This is a genomic window from Stenotrophomonas sp. YJH_SMC_21 (assembly GCF_059369555.1).
Genome location: NZ_JCAFSU010000003.1, coordinates 360,898 through 375,322, shown reverse-complemented (window position 1 = coordinate 375,322; position 14,425 = coordinate 360,898). Strand labels below are relative to the sequence as shown.

General features: G+C 67.1%; 13 protein-coding genes. 6 read left to right on the top strand and 7 right to left on the bottom strand.

Translation table 11 applies throughout. The annotated features are described in order from the left end of the window. Window positions 1-29: 29 nt before the first annotated feature. Window positions 30-848, bottom strand: coding sequence for a DUF72 domain-containing protein (locus AC5P67_RS07305; RefSeq protein WP_099485269.1), 819 nt, complete (start codon window positions 846-848; stop codon window positions 30-32). Beyond that, entirely contained in the window at window positions 845-1,288 is a 444-nt protein-coding gene (locus AC5P67_RS07300; protein WP_099485268.1) for a VOC family protein, read from the bottom strand. Before AC5P67_RS07300 ends, AC5P67_RS07305 begins: the two co-directional genes overlap by 4 nt. A gap of 110 nt (window positions 1,289-1,398) precedes the next feature. On the opposite strand from AC5P67_RS07300, the gene AC5P67_RS07295 reads away from it, so the two are divergent. The 3 genes from AC5P67_RS07295 (at window position 1,399) to agp (ending at window position 6,281) form a co-directional block, all read left to right on the top strand. Continuing rightward, window positions 1,399-2,958, top strand: a complete 1,560-nt coding sequence (locus AC5P67_RS07295) for a serine hydrolase (protein WP_099485267.1) — start codon at window positions 1,399-1,401, stop codon at window positions 2,956-2,958. A gap of 199 nt (window positions 2,959-3,157) precedes the next feature. After that, window positions 3,158-4,990: a multidrug efflux ABC transporter SmrA gene (gene smrA / locus AC5P67_RS07290; protein WP_099485266.1), complete on the top strand. Its 1,833-nt coding sequence runs from the start codon at window positions 3,158-3,160 to the stop codon at window positions 4,988-4,990. Between the two features lie 67 nt (window positions 4,991-5,057). Next, window positions 5,058-6,281 (top strand): bifunctional glucose-1-phosphatase/inositol phosphatase, encoded by a 1,224-nt coding sequence (gene agp, locus AC5P67_RS07285; protein WP_111117849.1) that lies wholly within the window; start codon window positions 5,058-5,060, stop codon window positions 6,279-6,281. A gap of 9 nt (window positions 6,282-6,290) precedes the next feature. Here the strand turns inward: agp and AC5P67_RS07280 are convergent, their stop codons facing one another. Continuing rightward, window positions 6,291-7,286, bottom strand: a complete 996-nt coding sequence (locus AC5P67_RS07280) for a polysaccharide lyase (protein ID WP_099527836.1) — start codon at window positions 7,284-7,286, stop codon at window positions 6,291-6,293. A gap of 145 nt (window positions 7,287-7,431) precedes the next feature. Next, on the bottom strand, window positions 7,432-9,240 hold the full coding sequence (locus tag AC5P67_RS07275; protein ID WP_005408718.1) for a DUF885 domain-containing protein: 1,809 nt from the start codon (window positions 9,238-9,240) through the stop codon (window positions 7,432-7,434). Between the two features lie 112 nt (window positions 9,241-9,352). On the opposite strand from AC5P67_RS07275, the gene AC5P67_RS07270 reads away from it, so the two are divergent. Beyond that, window positions 9,353-9,709 (top strand): GFA family protein, encoded by a 357-nt coding sequence (locus AC5P67_RS07270; RefSeq protein ID WP_012479600.1) that lies wholly within the window; start codon window positions 9,353-9,355, stop codon window positions 9,707-9,709. A gap of 23 nt (window positions 9,710-9,732) precedes the next feature. Further along, window positions 9,733-10,521, top strand: a complete 789-nt coding sequence (locus tag AC5P67_RS07265) for a DUF4349 domain-containing protein (RefSeq protein ID WP_005412726.1) — start codon at window positions 9,733-9,735, stop codon at window positions 10,519-10,521. Window positions 10,522-10,552: 31 nt separating this feature from the next. Here the strand turns inward: AC5P67_RS07265 and AC5P67_RS07260 are convergent, their stop codons facing one another. Both AC5P67_RS07260 and AC5P67_RS07255 read right to left on the bottom strand, forming a co-directional pair. Continuing rightward, window positions 10,553-10,846: a hypothetical protein gene (locus AC5P67_RS07260; RefSeq protein WP_005408721.1), complete on the bottom strand. Its 294-nt coding sequence runs from the start codon at window positions 10,844-10,846 to the stop codon at window positions 10,553-10,555. Window positions 10,847-10,914: 68 nt separating this feature from the next. Then, a complete protein-coding gene (locus AC5P67_RS07255; protein ID WP_005408722.1) occupies window positions 10,915-11,859 on the bottom strand; it encodes a LysR substrate-binding domain-containing protein in 945 nt (314 codons plus the stop codon). Window positions 11,860-11,974: 115 nt separating this feature from the next. On the opposite strand from AC5P67_RS07255, the gene AC5P67_RS07250 reads away from it, so the two are divergent. After that, window positions 11,975-12,847: a DMT family transporter gene (locus AC5P67_RS07250; RefSeq protein WP_099490393.1), complete on the top strand. Its 873-nt coding sequence runs from the start codon at window positions 11,975-11,977 to the stop codon at window positions 12,845-12,847. A 576-nt stretch (window positions 12,848-13,423) separates the two neighbouring features. Here AC5P67_RS07250 and AC5P67_RS07245 read toward each other — a convergent pair. After that, entirely contained in the window at window positions 13,424-14,326 is a 903-nt protein-coding gene (locus tag AC5P67_RS07245; protein WP_111117848.1) for a peptidylprolyl isomerase, read from the bottom strand. Window positions 14,327-14,425 lie beyond the last annotated feature (99 nt).

Here is a 14,425-nt window from a genome sequence, read left to right as displayed (position 1 = left end):
TATTGTGAGGCAAGGCGAACGTCGCAGCGCTACCCGCGTGTGGGATCGCTGCCCTGGTCAACCCGCCGCTGCAGGGCCATCGCCGCCGCCGGGTTGCGTGCCTTGCCCGCGCCGATGCACAGCAGGTAGACCTCGCGCGGGGTTTCCGGAGCTGGCGCGGCCAGGCAGGGCAGGTCATCCACCGGTTCGCCGCGTGACCAGCGGTGTGCGCGTTCGGCCCAGCGCTGCTGCACGGGCGCCGGCAGACCCTCGTTCAAGCGGGCCTGGCTGCGCTTGATCCGCGCATAGACGAAGCCGGCACTGACATCGCCGTGCAATGGCGCCTCGTCGCTGTCCTCGATCACCAGCGCCACGCCGTGGCGGCGGGCGGCGTCGACCAGTGCCGGGCCATGTGCCTCGGCGTTGCGGACCTCCAGCGCATGCTGCAGCGGCACCCCTTCCAGATGCTTCGGCAGCTGTGCCATCAGCCGTTCCAGTGCTTCGGCGTCGGCCGGATGCCGTGGATCGAACTGCCACAGCAGCGGGCCCAGCCGGTCACCGAGCGCAGTCGCCGCCTGCAGGAAGGGCGCGGCCGCCTCGACCGTGCTGGACAGGTCGCGGCGCTGCACCAGGTAGCGTGGCGCCTTCATCGAGAACCTGAAGCCTTCCGGCGTCTGCGCGGCCCACTGCGCGCACTGCGCGGCGGTGGGCGTGCGGTAGAAGGTGCCGTTGATTTCGATGCAACGCAGGGCACGGCTGGCATGGGCCAGTTCTTCACGCTGCGGCAGGCCCACGGGGTAGAAAACGCCGCCGCGCCATTCGGGAAACACCCAGCCACCGATGCCGCAGCGGATCGCTCCGGCGGTCACTGGCCGTGGTCCGCGCGCCACGGGTCGTAGCTGCCGAACCACCACAGGTAGCCTTCCGGGTCGGCGCAGGCATAGCCACGGCCGCCGTAGTCCTGGTCGGCGATGTCGATGACGATTCGGGCACCGGCGGCCTTGGCCCGGGCGTAGTGCGCGCCGGCATCGGTGACGATCACGCAGGCACTCTGCGTCTGGCGGCCGCCGACCTCATCAGGCATCGCCGCATGCTCGCTCCACGCGCTCTGGTTGCTGGCCGAGCCCAGCATGATCATGCCGGTGCCGAAGGTCAGCTGCGCATGGAACACCGTATCGCCATCGGCGTAGACGGCCTGGGCATGGAAGCCGAAGGCGCGCTGCAGCCAGTCGATGGCAGCCTGCGCATCGCGGTAGCGCAGGCACGGAATGATGGTGGAGCCGCTGCTCGGTTGGCCGTTCTCGCCCATGACACCCCTCCTATGGCACAGGGCAGGGTGCAACGCAGAACGTTACCATCCCGCGAAATCCCGGTGACGGCCTGCACATGGCCGCCACCCCTGTTCGGAGATCGTGCTGGATGAAACCCTGGATTGGAGGAGCCGTGCTGCTGGCGTGCACGACCATGGCGAGCGCTGCCACCCCGGCGCAGCTGCAGGAGCTGGATGCAACCGTCGAGCGCGTGCGCGCGCAGTTCGACGTGCCCGGTATTGCGGTGGCGGTGGTCAAGGATGGCGAGGTGGTGCTGGAGCGCGGCTGGGGCGTGCGCGAGCAGGGCAAGCCGGAACCGGTGCAGGCCGATACGCTGTTTGCCATTGCGTCCAACACCAAGGCGTTCACCGCTACCTCGCTGAACCTGCTGGCCGAGGACGGCAAGCTGAAGATGGACGACAAGGTGATCGACCACCTGCCGTCGTTCCGCATGTCCGATCCGTTCGTGACCGGCCAGATGACGATCCGCGACCTGCTGTCGCATCGCAGCGGACTAAGCCTGGGCGCCGGTGACCTGTTGTTCTGGCCGACCACCTCCTACAGCAATGCCGAAGTGGTGGAGCGGCTGGGCAAGGTGCCGCTGAAGGGTGGATTCCGCGAGGGCTATGCGTACGACAACATCCTGTACGCGGTCGCCCAGCAGGTGATCGAGCATGTTTCCGGCATGAGTTACCAGCAGTTCCTGCAGACCCGCATCTTCGACAAGGTGGGCATGGCCGGTACGCGCTACAACGCCGATCACCTGAAGCCGGGCGACAAGGCCGCGGTCGGCCACGCCAAGTACGATTTCAAGGACCTGCGCACCGTCGCGCCGCTGACCTGGTCGAACAATGCCGGCGCCGGCGGCATCTATTCCAGCGCGCACGACATGGCGCGCTGGATGCAGGTGCAGCTGGCCGAAGGCAAACTGGCCGACGGCACGCCGTTGTTCTCCGAGAAGAGCCAGCAGCAGATGTGGCGGATGATCACGCCGCAGTCGATCCCGGCGCCGAGCGTGCCGGAGCTGGCACCGGCGCGGGCCAACTTCGCCGGCTATGGCGAAGGCTGGAGCCTGAGCGACTACCGCGGGCAGAAGCTGGTCTGGCACACCGGTGGCTGGCCGGGCATGGTTTCGCGGCTGACCCTGGTACCGGGCGAGAAACTGGGCGTGGTGGTGCTGACCAATCAGGAAGTGGGCGCGGCGTTCAATGCGATCACCCTGAGTGTGCTCGATGCCTACCTGGGCGGTGAAAAGCATGACTGGGTGGACGCCTATGCCAAGGCCGTGGCCAAGGGACAGGACAAGGCCGACGAGGCGTGGGCCAAGCACCAGAGCGCGCGCGACAAGGGCAGCAGGCCGTCGCTGGCGCTGGCCGGCTACACAGGCATGTTCCGCGACCGCTGGTATGGCGACATGCAGGTCAGTGCCGGGGGCAAGGGACTGCGCCTGCGCTTTGCCAGGACCGCGCAGCTGAGCGGACGCCTGGAGCACTGGCAGCACGACACCTTCATCGTGCGCTGGGACGACCGTTCGCTCAACGCCGACGCGTTCGTGAACTTCAGCCTGGACCCGGACGGCAAGGTGCGCGAGGTGCGCATGCAGCCGATTTCCGACCTGACCGATTTCAGTTTCGATTTCCAGGACCTGCTGTTCACCCCAGTGAAATGACGCCGCCGGGCGTGGCCCGGCGCTGACGTTTGACGAATCCGATGGGTAGTGTCGGCCGCTGGCCGGCAACCTCATGATCCCCGGATGCGTCGCAAGGGTGCCGGCCAGCGGCCGGCACGACCGCAGCCGCAGCGATCGTCGGCCGGCGTACACATGCGGCATGGGATACTCCGCCAGCTAAAGATGGCGAGGGAATGCGATGTTCCGTTGGTTTGAATCCCTGATTCCGGTGTTCCCGCCCGTGGACGGGCGGATGCCTCCGCGCAAGGTGCTGCCGTTCTACCTGCACTACCTGCGCCCGGTGTGGCCGGTGCTGCTGGCCACGCTCATCGCCGGCCTGCTGCTGGCGCTGGTGGAAGTGGCGATGTTCGATTACCTGGGCCGCATCGTCGACATGGTCGCCGAGCAGCCCGGTGCCGACTTCTTCAAGCGCCATGCCAACGACCTGGGCTGGATGCTGTTCATCACGGTCATCGCGCGTCCGATCCTGGTCGGCCTGCACAACCTGCTGGTCAACCAGGCCATCGTGCCCGGCCTGAGCAACCGCTCGCGCTGGTTGATGCACAACTATGTGGTGCGGCAGAGCCTGAGCTTCTTCCAGAACGACTTCGCCGGCAGCGTCGCCAACCGGGTGATGCAGACCGGTACCTCGCTGCGCGAGTCGGCGGTGCAGATGGTCGATTCGCTCTGGTACATCGTGGTCTATACCGGCACCGCGCTGTACCTGTTCGCGCAGGCCGACTGGCGGCTGATGGTGCCGCTGATCCTGTGGCTGCTGGCCTATGCGGTGATCATGGTCTACTTCGTGCCGCGCGCGAAGGAACGGGCCTGGATTGCGTCCGAAGCGCGTTCCAAGGCGATGGGCCGCATCGTCGATGGCTACACCAACATTCCCACGCTGAAGCTGTTCGCCCATGGCGGGCGCGAGCAGGCCTACGTGGCCGAGTCGATCCAGGAACTGGCGGTCAAGCACCGCGCGCAGACCCGGGTGACCACCGGCATGGACCTGACCATCGCCATCGTCAACGGTTTCCTGATCGCCGGTACCTGTGGGCTGGCGCTTTGGCTGTGGAATGGCGGCCACATCACCGTCGGTGCGATCACGCTGGCGACCGGCCTGGTGATCCGCATCCACAACATGTCCGGCTGGATCATGTGGACCATCAACGGCATCTTCGAGGACATCGGCACGGTGCAGGATGGCATCACCACCATCGCCCAGCCGCTGACCGTGCAGGACCGCGAGGATGCAGTGCCGTTGCAGGTGACCCGTGGCGGCGTGCATTTCCAGGACATCCACTTCCACTACGGCAAGAAGGGTGGCGTGATCGCAGGCCTGGACCTGGTGGTGAAGCCGGGCGAGAAGATCGGCCTGGTCGGTCCTTCGGGTGCCGGCAAGTCGACCCTGGTCAATGTGCTGCTGCGCCTGTACGACCTGGAAAGCGGCCGCATCCTGATCGACGGCCAGGACATTGCCTACGTCACCCAGGAAAGCCTGCGCCAGCAGATCGGTGTGGTCACCCAGGACACCTCGCTGCTGCATCGCTCGATCCGCGACAACCTGCTGTACGGCCGTCCAGACGCGACCGATGAGCAGCTGCGCGCTGCGGTGGCCAAGGCACGTGCCGAAGCCTTCATCGATACGCTGGTGGACGGGCAGGGGCGTCGTGGCTACGACGCACATGTCGGCGAGCGCGGCGTGAAGCTGTCCGGCGGCCAGCGCCAACGCATCGCCATTGCCCGCGTGCTGCTGAAGGACGCCCCGATCCTGGTGCTGGACGAAGCAACCTCGGCACTGGACTCGGAAGTGGAAGCGGCGATCCAGGACAGCCTGGATGAGCTGATGGGCGGCAAGACGGTGATCGCGATCGCGCACCGGCTGTCGACCATCGCGCGCATGGACCGGTTGGTGGTGATGGACCAGGGACGCATCGTGGAGACCGGCACCCACGCCGAACTGATTGCGACCGGTGGCCTGTACGCACGGTTGTGGGCGCGACAGACCGGTGGATTTGTTGCTGCCGATCAATGATCGCTTCGGGGGCGGATCCCTTTCCGCAGGAAAGGGCTCTGACCCCAGCGTGTTTCCGGAGACCTGCATGATCCGCCCCCTGCGCTCCCTGTTGCTGGCACTCAGCCTGGTTGCCACGGTTGCCACGGCTGCGCCGGCACCCATGGACGGCGACCAGCTCGAGCAGGTCGTCCTGCTCAGCCGTCACAACCTGCGCGCGCCGGTGGTAGCCTCCGGCGCGCTCGCCAACGCGACGCCCGAGACCTGGCCGCGCTGGGAGGTGGCACCGGGCGAGCTGACTACCAAGGGAGGCGTGCTGGAGGTCTACATGGGCCGCTACATCGCCGAGTGGCTGCGCCAGGCACAGCTGTTGCCGGTGTCGGGTTGCCCGCAGGAGGATGACTTCCACGCGTACGCCAACAGCCTGCAGCGCACCCAGGCCACCGCGCAGTTCTTCGTTGCCGGTGCTTTCCCGGGCTGCCATGTTTCGGTCGAACAGCGCATGCCGTTGGGCTCGATGGATCCGTTGTTCGATCCGGTGATCCGCCGCGACGACGCGGCATTCCGCACGCGCGCGCTGGAGTCAATGCAGCGAGCGCTGGCCGCAGCGGACCTGGCACCGGCTCTGTCCGTGGTGGAAGAGATCACCCGCTATCCGCAGTCGGCGGCATGCAAGGGGCACAGCGACTGCCATCTGGCGCTGGCCGATACCACCTTCAGTACGGAACCGGGCAAGGAGCCTCGCGCATCCGGATCACTGGCGCTGGCCAGCGGGCTGGTCGATGCCTTGTTGATGGAGCACTACCAGGGCAGTGGCATCCCCCGCGAAGGCTGGGGCCGGTTGACCACCGAGGCGCAGTGGCAGGCGTTGGCGCAGATCCGCAACCGCTACCAGGACATCCTGTTCGGAACGCCCGAGGTGGCGCGGGATGTGGCCGCTCCGCTGCTGACAAGAGTGAATGCGTTGTTCGACGACCCGGCGTCGCCGAAGGTGACCCTGCTGGTCGGTCACGATTCCAACATCGGCTCGGTGCTGGCGGCGTTGGGAATCAGCGACTACAGCCTGCCGGGGCAGTACGAGAAGACACCGATCGGTGGCCTGCTGCAGTTCGAACGCTGGCGTGATCGCCACAGCGGGGTGGAACGGATCCGCCTGGCCTACGTCTACCCGACCACCGCGCAGCTGCGCGATGCGCTGCCGCTGGCCAACGCGCAGCCGCCGGGCCGCGTCGTGCTGCGTGTGCCGGGGTGCGCGGCTCAGGGGTGCACCGTCGCCGAGTTCCAGCGCCTGCTGCATCCGAAAGCCCGCTGAGGCGCGCTGCTAACGCAGCGGCGTGCGCACGATGCCCTGCGTGGCCATCAGCGTAAGGTCGCCGCCCAGCCGTGGCGAGTGGAACGGGCCGCGTGCATGCGCGGCGTCGAACACGCCGCCGTCAGGTGAGCGCAGGCGGTAGAACTCGACCCAGCCGCTGGCCTGCAGGGGCAACTGGGCAACGCCGGTGTGCTGGTTGAACCATGCAGGGTCCTTGCTGCCTTCGATGACGCGGCGGGCAAGGCGGTCAATTGCATGGTCCTTGCTGGCATACCAGTCCTGGCCGCGCAGCCGCGCCAGCTCGGCCATCATCACCAGTGGCGCCAATGCGTAGTCGTGATAGTGCAGGGCCCGTTGCCCGCGGGCCATCTCCAGCGGCAGGCTGCCATCGTCCTGGATGTCATCGATGCCCTTCTGGAACGCGGCGTGGCCGGCCTGCCACAGGGCGTCGTCGTCGGTGGCCAGTCCGGTGGCCAGCACGCCCAGCCCGCCCCAGTAGTAGTGGTTGTTGCGGCGCCGTTTCGGATTGTCCCAGTACGCCAGATTGGCCCGTGCCAGCTTCTGCAGCCACGGATCGATACGCGCACGCTGCTGCGGGTTGGCCTGGTCATGCACTTTCAGGTAGGCCATTGCTACCGCATCGAGCATCCACTGCCGCATGTAGAACGACTGATCGTTGTTGACCCGGATCATCTGCCCGAGCATGGCGCCGTCGTCGGCCCACGCACCCAACCAGCTCAGCGTGCACTGTGCCGCTGCCGGGTCACCGTTGCGCAGGTAGTCATCGCTCATGCGCGCCACGTCGGCGGCATAGCGGTCCAGCGGTGCAGTGGCGTCCTTGTTCTGCTGGTTCAGTACCGGGTCGATGATCGAGCCGACTTTGTCGGTGTAGTAGCCAAGCGCGCGGATGTCCAGCTGGCCGGGCGGCGGCGCGGGGCAGGCGGCGAAGGCACCCGCACTGGCCAGCAGCGTGGGCAGCAGGGCGAGGCGCAAGGGGAGAGACATTGGAAACCGGCGGAAGGGGGAATCCGGCGAACGATGCGCCTGGCCATGTTGCCGGCATGTGATGCGGAGATGGTCTGGCGATCCCCCACAAACAGATCGGCCCGGGTTTCCCCGGGCCGCTCCGCTTCAACTCACACCACCCCGATCACTCGATCGGCTGGTCCAGCATCAGCTGGCGTGCGAAACGCACCGGCGGTGCGCCGTAGGACAGTACCTGGTCGTGGTACGCCTTCAGGTTGAACTTGTCGCCCAGCTTCTCCTGCACCGCCTTGCGGGTGTCGAAGTGTTCCTGCGCACCGACGAAGTAGGTCGGTAGCTGTGCCGAGGTCAGCTGTGCACGCACCCACTTGCCCGCCGCTTCGCTTTCCTGCTGGAACGCGTCGTGGGTCATCAGGTGCATTGCCTTCTCGCGATCCCAGTTGTCCACGTGCACGCCCTGGTCGAGGATCGCGTTGGAGATCGTGCGCAGGTAGAACTTCAGCTGCACCAGGTGGAACAGCGGGTCGTTGTTGAGGTAGCCCTGCTCCTGCATCATGCGCTCGGTGTAGACCGCCCAGCCTTCGGCGAACAGGCCTGAACGCAGCACCGCACGCAGGGTGGAGGGGAACTTGGCCGAATGCCAGCCTTCCAGGTAGTGGCCCGGGGTGCCTTCGTGGATGCTCAGCAGGTGGATCATGCGCGAGTTGTACTCACGCAGGAACGAGTCGACCTGCTTGTCGTTCCAGTCGTCCGGAATCGGCGACACGGCGTAGAAGGTCTTCAGGTTCTTGTCCAGCGGACCCGGTGAATCACAGTAGGCCACGGCCACGCCACGCTGGAATTCCGGCATCAGGATGATGTCCACCGGCGCGTCGGGCAGCGTCATCAGATCGTGCTCGCGCACGAACGCGGTGGACTGCTCCAGTGCGGCCTTGGCATCGTCGACGACCTTGTCGCGTGCCGGCTTGTCGGCGTAGGCCAGCTCCAGCGCAGCTTCAATGGCCTTCTGCTGCTGCTCGTCGGTCGGCTGGGCCGGCATCTCCGGCGCACCCGGCTTGTCCTTCAGCACGGTCTGCGCGATGCCGTACATGTCTTCGCGCACGCGCTTGAGTTCGGCGCGTGCACGCTCACCGATCTCCTGGCGCGACAGCGAGGAGCTCAGCGCGAACTTCAGCTTCTGGTCGTACTTTTCCGCACCGATGCGGAAGTCGCCCTTGGCATTCGGCACCAGGGTCTTGTCCAGCCAGGTCTGCTGCTCGTCCACCGCCTTCTTCAGGCCGTCGATGGCGGCCTGCAGACGCTGCTGGTCGGCCTGCGGCAGTTCACCGATGTGGGGGGTGATGAAGGTATCGACGATGCTGAGGATGCCCTTGTTCTGCTTGGCCACCGTCTCGGCATGGATCTTCGGCACGCGCGCCGGATCCAGGTTCTCGCGGGCCTGGGCGAAGATCGCCGGCAGCTTTTCCATGCGCGCGGTGGCCGACTTCAGGCGCTCCGGGAGCGGCGCGAACTCGCGCGCCATCAGGCCGTAGATCGCGCTGCCGGCGATGCCGTTGTACAGCTGCGGGTCCCACTTGCCGGACTGCAGCACTTCGGCGTTCCATATTTCCGACTGCAGCTGGTTGCGCAGGATCGCTGCGTCCACCTGGTTCTCGCGGCCCAGCTTGGCCACCTCGATCTTGTCCAGCTCGCCCAGCAGCGCCTTGTAGGCGGCCAGGGTCTTCTGCTGGCCGGCGGCACTGAGGTCGTCCAGCTCGCTGTCGTAGCGGTGGTCACCGATCTGGGTAGCGCTGACCGGCGACAGCTGCATCCAGGTGTCCAGGGCGCGCTTGGACAGGTCGGCGAAGGCGGCATCGACCGCCGCGTCACCGGCCTGCTGGCTGGTGGCCGGGGTGGAAGCGTTGGTCGGGGCGTCGGCCGGCTGGCAACCGGCCAGCGCGGCGACCAGGGCGAGGGCAAGAAGATGCGGGCGCATCGGCGTTCCTGTACAGGGTCAAACCCTGAGCATAGGGCCGCGTGGCTGCTTTGTCCCCGTGCCATAGGATTACCATGGGCGCAGACAAGGACCCTCCAAAGGAGCGCAGAACATGGAATACCAGGGAAGCTGCCATTGCGGCAGGATCGCATTCACCGTACAGGCCGGGGCGCCGATCAGCGACGTCATCGACTGCAACTGCTCGATGTGCCGCCGCCGTGGCAGCCTGCTGTGGTTCGCCCCGCGCGAAGCGTTCCAGCTGAGCACCGATCCGGCGGACGTGGCCACCTACCACTTCAACAAGGCCCACATCGACCATCACCATTGCCGCGAATGCGGCATTGCCCCCTACAGCGAGGCGGTGGATCCACGCAGCGGTATGCCGATGGTGGCGGTGAACGTGCGCTGCGTGCCTGCAGTGGATCTGGCCACGCTGGCGGTGACCTCCTACGACGGGGCCGCACTGTGAGGCCGGTGCGCGCGTGGACGTGCATGGCAGCAATGCCGGTGCTGCTGCTGGCGCTGGGCGCCTGCGCCAAGCAGGGCGACATGGCGGCGGATGCGGGCGCCACGGCGGCCGAGGCTGCCATCGCTTCACCGGAAGGCGCATTCCTCGCCTACGAACACGACGTGCAGGTGCAACTGGAAGCGGCGCAGATCGCACCGCGCATCCAGCAGGTGGCACAGGCCTGCCAGAGCGCGAAGTTCGGTGACTGCGCGGTGCTGCAGGTAGACCAGCGCAGCGGCGAGCAGCCCAGCGGCGAGGTCAAGGTGCGGATTGCACCGAAGGGCACCGAGCCGTTGATCGCGTTGGCCGGTGAGGGCGGCACGCTGCAGTCGCGCAACACGCGTGCCGAGGACCTCGCGCAGGCCGTGGCCGACACCGCGCTGACCAAGGCGCGGCTGGAGAAGGAACACGCGCGGCTGCTGGCCTACCAGGACCGCAAGGACCTGAAGATCGAGGACCTGATGGCGATCACCACGCGGCTGTCCGAGATCGAGGCGGGTGTCGAGCAGGCCAGCAAGGATGCCGCGCAGCAGCGCCGGCGCATCGATACCCAGCTGGTGACGATCCATTTCGATACCACGTCCGGCCAGCGCAGCCGCAGCGAGATCGGCGAGGCGCTGAGCGAGTCGGGCAGCATCCTCAGCACCAGCGTTGCGTTCCTGATCCGAGCCGTTGCCGCGCTGCTGCCGGTGGCGGTGCTGGCCTTGATCGCGGCCTGGGGTGTGCGGGCATGGTGGCGCCGCCGCCGTCGCAAGCTGCCGCCCAACCTCTGAGATGGGGGCTGATGCCGGCAGCCCGCCGGCATCAGCCCTCGTCGGTCTCGTACTCGACGAACACATCCAGCTCCAGCGCCAGTTCCTGCACTGCGTCGCGCACCTTCTGCGCGGTGCTTTCATTGCCGACTTCCACTTCCAGCTCATGGATGCCCGGGCCGATGTCGTCGGACAGCCCGGCCGAGCTGGAATCGTCGTCGTCCATGTGCGGCATCAGATCGTCGGTTTCCTCGACATGCTCGATGCCCTCCAGGCCGAGCAGCAGGTCGCTGATGGCACGGGCGTCGTCTTCAGTTCCGGTGATGCGCAGTCGCAGCATGGCCATGGCGTAGGTACGTTGTGGAGTTGCCTGCAGCCTAGCCAGCGCCGGGCAAAGAACGGGTGAGGGTGCAGTCAGGCGCGTGTGGCCGGGCGTCCGAGCAGGCTGTCCGGCAATGCGGGAATCGGTGTGCGTTCGTCCTGCGCCTGCTCCAGCAGCCAGTCGATGAACAGGCGTGCGGCCGGGCTGGGCGGTTGTCCTTCGGCATGCACTACGTGATACGCATAGCGCGCCTTCAGTGCCGGGCCGGGCAGGCGCACCACCTCGTAGCGCTGCAGATAGGGCTGGGCGATGTGGGTTCGCGCCAGCACCGCGCCCATGCCATACACCGCTGCACGCATCGCATCGGTGCTGTCGGCGAAGGTGTGCATGGGCGGCAGCGGCGACGGCGTGCGCACGCCGGCGTGGCGGAACCAGTCGCGCCAGCCCTGCGGCGACAGGTCGGTGAGCAGCGGCAGGTCGGCGATGCGCGCCGGATCGACCAGCGTTTCGACGCCGGCCAGTGCCGGTGAGGCGACCGGGAACAGGTAGTCATCCATCAGGTGCTGCGCACGCAGGCCGGGCCATTGGCCCAGGCCGTAGCGGATGCCCACTTCCGGGCCGTTGTCGTCATAGCGATCCAGCCCGCTGCCGGTATGCAGTTCGATGCGGATGTGCGGGTAGGCCTGGGTGAAGCGCGGCAGCCGTGGCAGCAGCCAGCAGTAGGACAGCGAGCGCAGCGTGGTGATCCGCAGCGGCACGCTGTCGGCATCCGGCTGCAGGTGATGGGCGACGGCCGCGACATCGGTGAAGGCGGCGCTGGCGGCGTCGGCCAGTTGCCGGCCCTCGGCAGTCAGGCGCACGCCACGCGCGTGGCGCAGGAACAGGCGCACCTCGAGCACCTCTTCCAGGCGGCGCACGTGGTGGCTGACCGCGCTGGCGGTCAGGTGCAGCTCCTGCGCGGCCTGGGCGAAGTTCTGGTGGCGCGCGGCGACCGCGAACACGGCCAGTGCGGGTAGCAGGGAAGGGCGTAGCAGCATGTCGAGCCTCAAACCATATTTGTGGCTGGCAGCGATACTACGCGCTTGTGCGGCGGGCGTCTGCGCCTGATCCTATTCCCCTTGGCGAGGAATTGACGATGTACGGAGGCAAGGCATGAATGCGGTCCCACAGGCGGCCGAGCGCGATTGGCGCACGCCGCTGGAATTGACCCTGTTGGGCGCCATCTGGGGCTGCTCGTTCCTGTTCATGCGGGTGGCGGTGCCGTCGTTCGGCCCGTTCGCGCTGGTCGAGGTGCGGCTGGTGCTGGGTGCGCTGGTGCTGCTGCCGTTCCTGTGGCGCGCCCGCGCGCAGTTCCCGCCGCGGCGCTGGCTGTGGCTGGCGCCGATCGGCCTGATCAACTCGGCGTTGCCGTTCGTGTTGTTCGCCTATGCAGCGGAACAGGCGCCGGCGGCGATCGGCGCGATCTGCAATGCGATGACCGTGCTGTTCGCCGCGCTGATCGCCTTCCTGTTCTTCGGCGAGAAGATCGGCATGCGCCGCGCCGGTGCCTTGCTGGTTGGCTTCGCTGGCGTAGTGGTGCTGGCCACCGCCAAGGTTTCCGGCCTGAGTATCGGCACCGCGGTGCTGGCCGGTGCGGCGGCTTCGCTGCTGTACGGCCTGGGCGTGAACCTGGTGAAGCGGCACATGACCGGCCTGCCGTCGGCGGCAGCGGCGGCGGCAACGCTGTCGTGTGCCTCGCTGTGGATGCTGCCGATGGCGGTGAGCCACTGGCCGCAGGCGGCGATTCCGCTGAAGGCCTGGGGCGCGGCCGTCGCACTGGGCGTGGCCTGCACCGGGCTGGCGTTCCTGATGTTCTACCGCCTGATCGGCCGTATCGGCCCGTCACGGGCGTCGACGGTGACCTACCTGATTCCGCTGTTCGGCGCGGCGTTTGCGTGGTTGTTCCTGGGGGAGGCGGTGACGGTGCAGATGTTGATTGCGGGTGTGTTGATTCTGGGTAGCGTGGCGGTGAGCCAGAAGGGCTGAGGAATTGGCGTTTTGCGCGTTGCGCGTGCTGAAGGTGCTTCACTGTTCATGGGCGTTACTTTTCTTTGTACGCAAAGAAAAGTAACCAAAAGAAACGTTCCGCCGGCCGCGAGCCGGTGCTGCGCACCGGTGCCCTGCGCTCCTCGGCCCGTCGAGGGACGGCGCGGGAACTCGCTGCGCTCAGACACCCGCGCCTCTTCGCCCTCGCCGGACCTGCGGTGCTCGGCTCGCTCAAGGCGGATCCAAGATCAAAGGCAGAAGCGGTCGCTTCGCTCGCCGGGCCCGGCCCGGCACTACCATGCATCGTCGTGCAGCTGTGGCTCTTGACCTTGGGTCCGCCTTGAGTGAGCCGAGCATCGCAGGGGAATCAGGGGCGAAGAGGTGCCGATGTCTGAGCGCAGCGAGTTCGGCACCGTCCCCTGATTCACCGAGAAGCGCAGGGGACCGACGTGCGAAGCACGGCGGCTCGCGACCTGGCGGCGCGTTTCTTTTGGTTACTTTTCTTTTCGCGCGAAAAGAAAAGTGACGCCCATGAACAGTGAAGCACCTTCAGCACGCGTCACGCGCAGGAAACCATCAGCGCACCGGCACCGGAATATTGCACAGATCGATATGCCCGGCCGGACGCTTGTAGAAATCATCCACGCGGTTGCGCCGCGCCTCCACCGTATCGGCGAAGGTCTTCGAGTCGGTACGCAGTACCTGGATCGGCGTGCGCTCGGCTGCCGGCACATCGCTGGCGCGGCGGATCGACACGATCGGCGTGCGCAGTTTCGGGTCTTGGTAGAAGCCCATCGGCGCGGGCCCGCGCGGTGTTGCGCTGAGCAGTTCCATGCCCTTCAGCACGCGGCCGACCACAGTGATGTTGCGGTCCAGCTGGCGCGGCGACTGGCCGGTCACCACGTACAGTTCGGCACCGATGCTGCTGTCTTCCTCGTTGCTGCGGCCGGCGCCGAGCATGCCGTAGCAGTGCGCCAGCCAGGCCTTGCCGGCCTGCGGGTCCTGGCCCACCGGGAAGCCGTCGACGAAACCGGTCTGCGCGGCCCAGCCATCGCGGTCGGGCAGCACGCTTACCTTCAGGCCCGCGCTGGCACGTTCGAATTCGGCCGGCAGCTTGCGCGCGGCACTGCCGAACGGCCTGGCCTTGGCCGCGTCATCGGCGTCGGCATCGCCGAACTGCACCACGAAGTTGTCCTGTGAGCGGTAGATGCTGGTGCCGTCCCAGAAGTGCTCATGGGCGAAGGTCTGGATGTTGGCGACATGGCGCGGGGCGAACTGCGGCGCCAGCTCGATGATCACCCGTCCAGCCGGCAGGTCCATGTACAGCAGGTTGGCCGGGTCCGGGGTACGCCAGTCGCTGGCCGCGGAGGCATCAAGGATCTGCTGCGGGCTGCGGTAGGGCGTTGCCGCGCTGGCCAGCGAGGGCAGCAGGCAGGCCAGGGCGAGGGCGGTCAGGGCAAGACGGCGACGGTGCGGCATGGGATCCCCGGAACATGAACGAGGCTTCGATTCTGCGCGAGCGGCCCGGCCACGCCAACCGGCACGATGACTAACGACACATTCGCTATACCGAACTTC

What these genes read in the sequence shown, in the direction of transcription:
- AC5P67_RS07300 (WP_099485268.1), bottom strand. Translation starts at nt 1,288, where the DNA reads ATGGGCGAGAACGGCCAACCGAGCAGCGGCTCCACCATCATTCCGTGC.
- AC5P67_RS07295 (WP_099485267.1), top strand. Translation starts at nt 1,399, where the DNA reads ATGAAACCCTGGATTGGAGGAGCCGTGCTGCTGGCGTGCACGACCATG.
- smrA (WP_099485266.1), top strand. Translation starts at nt 3,158, where the DNA reads ATGTTCCGTTGGTTTGAATCCCTGATTCCGGTGTTCCCGCCCGTGGAC.
- agp (WP_111117849.1), top strand. Translation starts at nt 5,058, where the DNA reads ATGATCCGCCCCCTGCGCTCCCTGTTGCTGGCACTCAGCCTGGTTGCC.
- AC5P67_RS07280 (WP_099527836.1), bottom strand. Translation starts at nt 7,286, where the DNA reads ATGTCTCTCCCCTTGCGCCTCGCCCTGCTGCCCACGCTGCTGGCCAGT.
- AC5P67_RS07275 (WP_005408718.1), bottom strand. Translation starts at nt 9,240, where the DNA reads ATGCGCCCGCATCTTCTTGCCCTCGCCCTGGTCGCCGCGCTGGCCGGT.
- AC5P67_RS07270 (WP_012479600.1), top strand. Translation starts at nt 9,353, where the DNA reads ATGGAATACCAGGGAAGCTGCCATTGCGGCAGGATCGCATTCACCGTA.
- AC5P67_RS07265 (WP_005412726.1), top strand. Translation starts at nt 9,733, where the DNA reads ATGGCAGCAATGCCGGTGCTGCTGCTGGCGCTGGGCGCCTGCGCCAAG.
- AC5P67_RS07260 (WP_005408721.1), bottom strand. Translation starts at nt 10,846, where the DNA reads ATGGCCATGCTGCGACTGCGCATCACCGGAACTGAAGACGACGCCCGT.
- AC5P67_RS07255 (WP_005408722.1), bottom strand. Translation starts at nt 11,859, where the DNA reads ATGCTGCTACGCCCTTCCCTGCTACCCGCACTGGCCGTGTTCGCGGTC.
- AC5P67_RS07250 (WP_099490393.1), top strand. Translation starts at nt 11,975, where the DNA reads ATGAATGCGGTCCCACAGGCGGCCGAGCGCGATTGGCGCACGCCGCTG.
- AC5P67_RS07245 (WP_111117848.1), bottom strand. Translation starts at nt 14,326, where the DNA reads ATGCCGCACCGTCGCCGTCTTGCCCTGACCGCCCTCGCCCTGGCCTGC.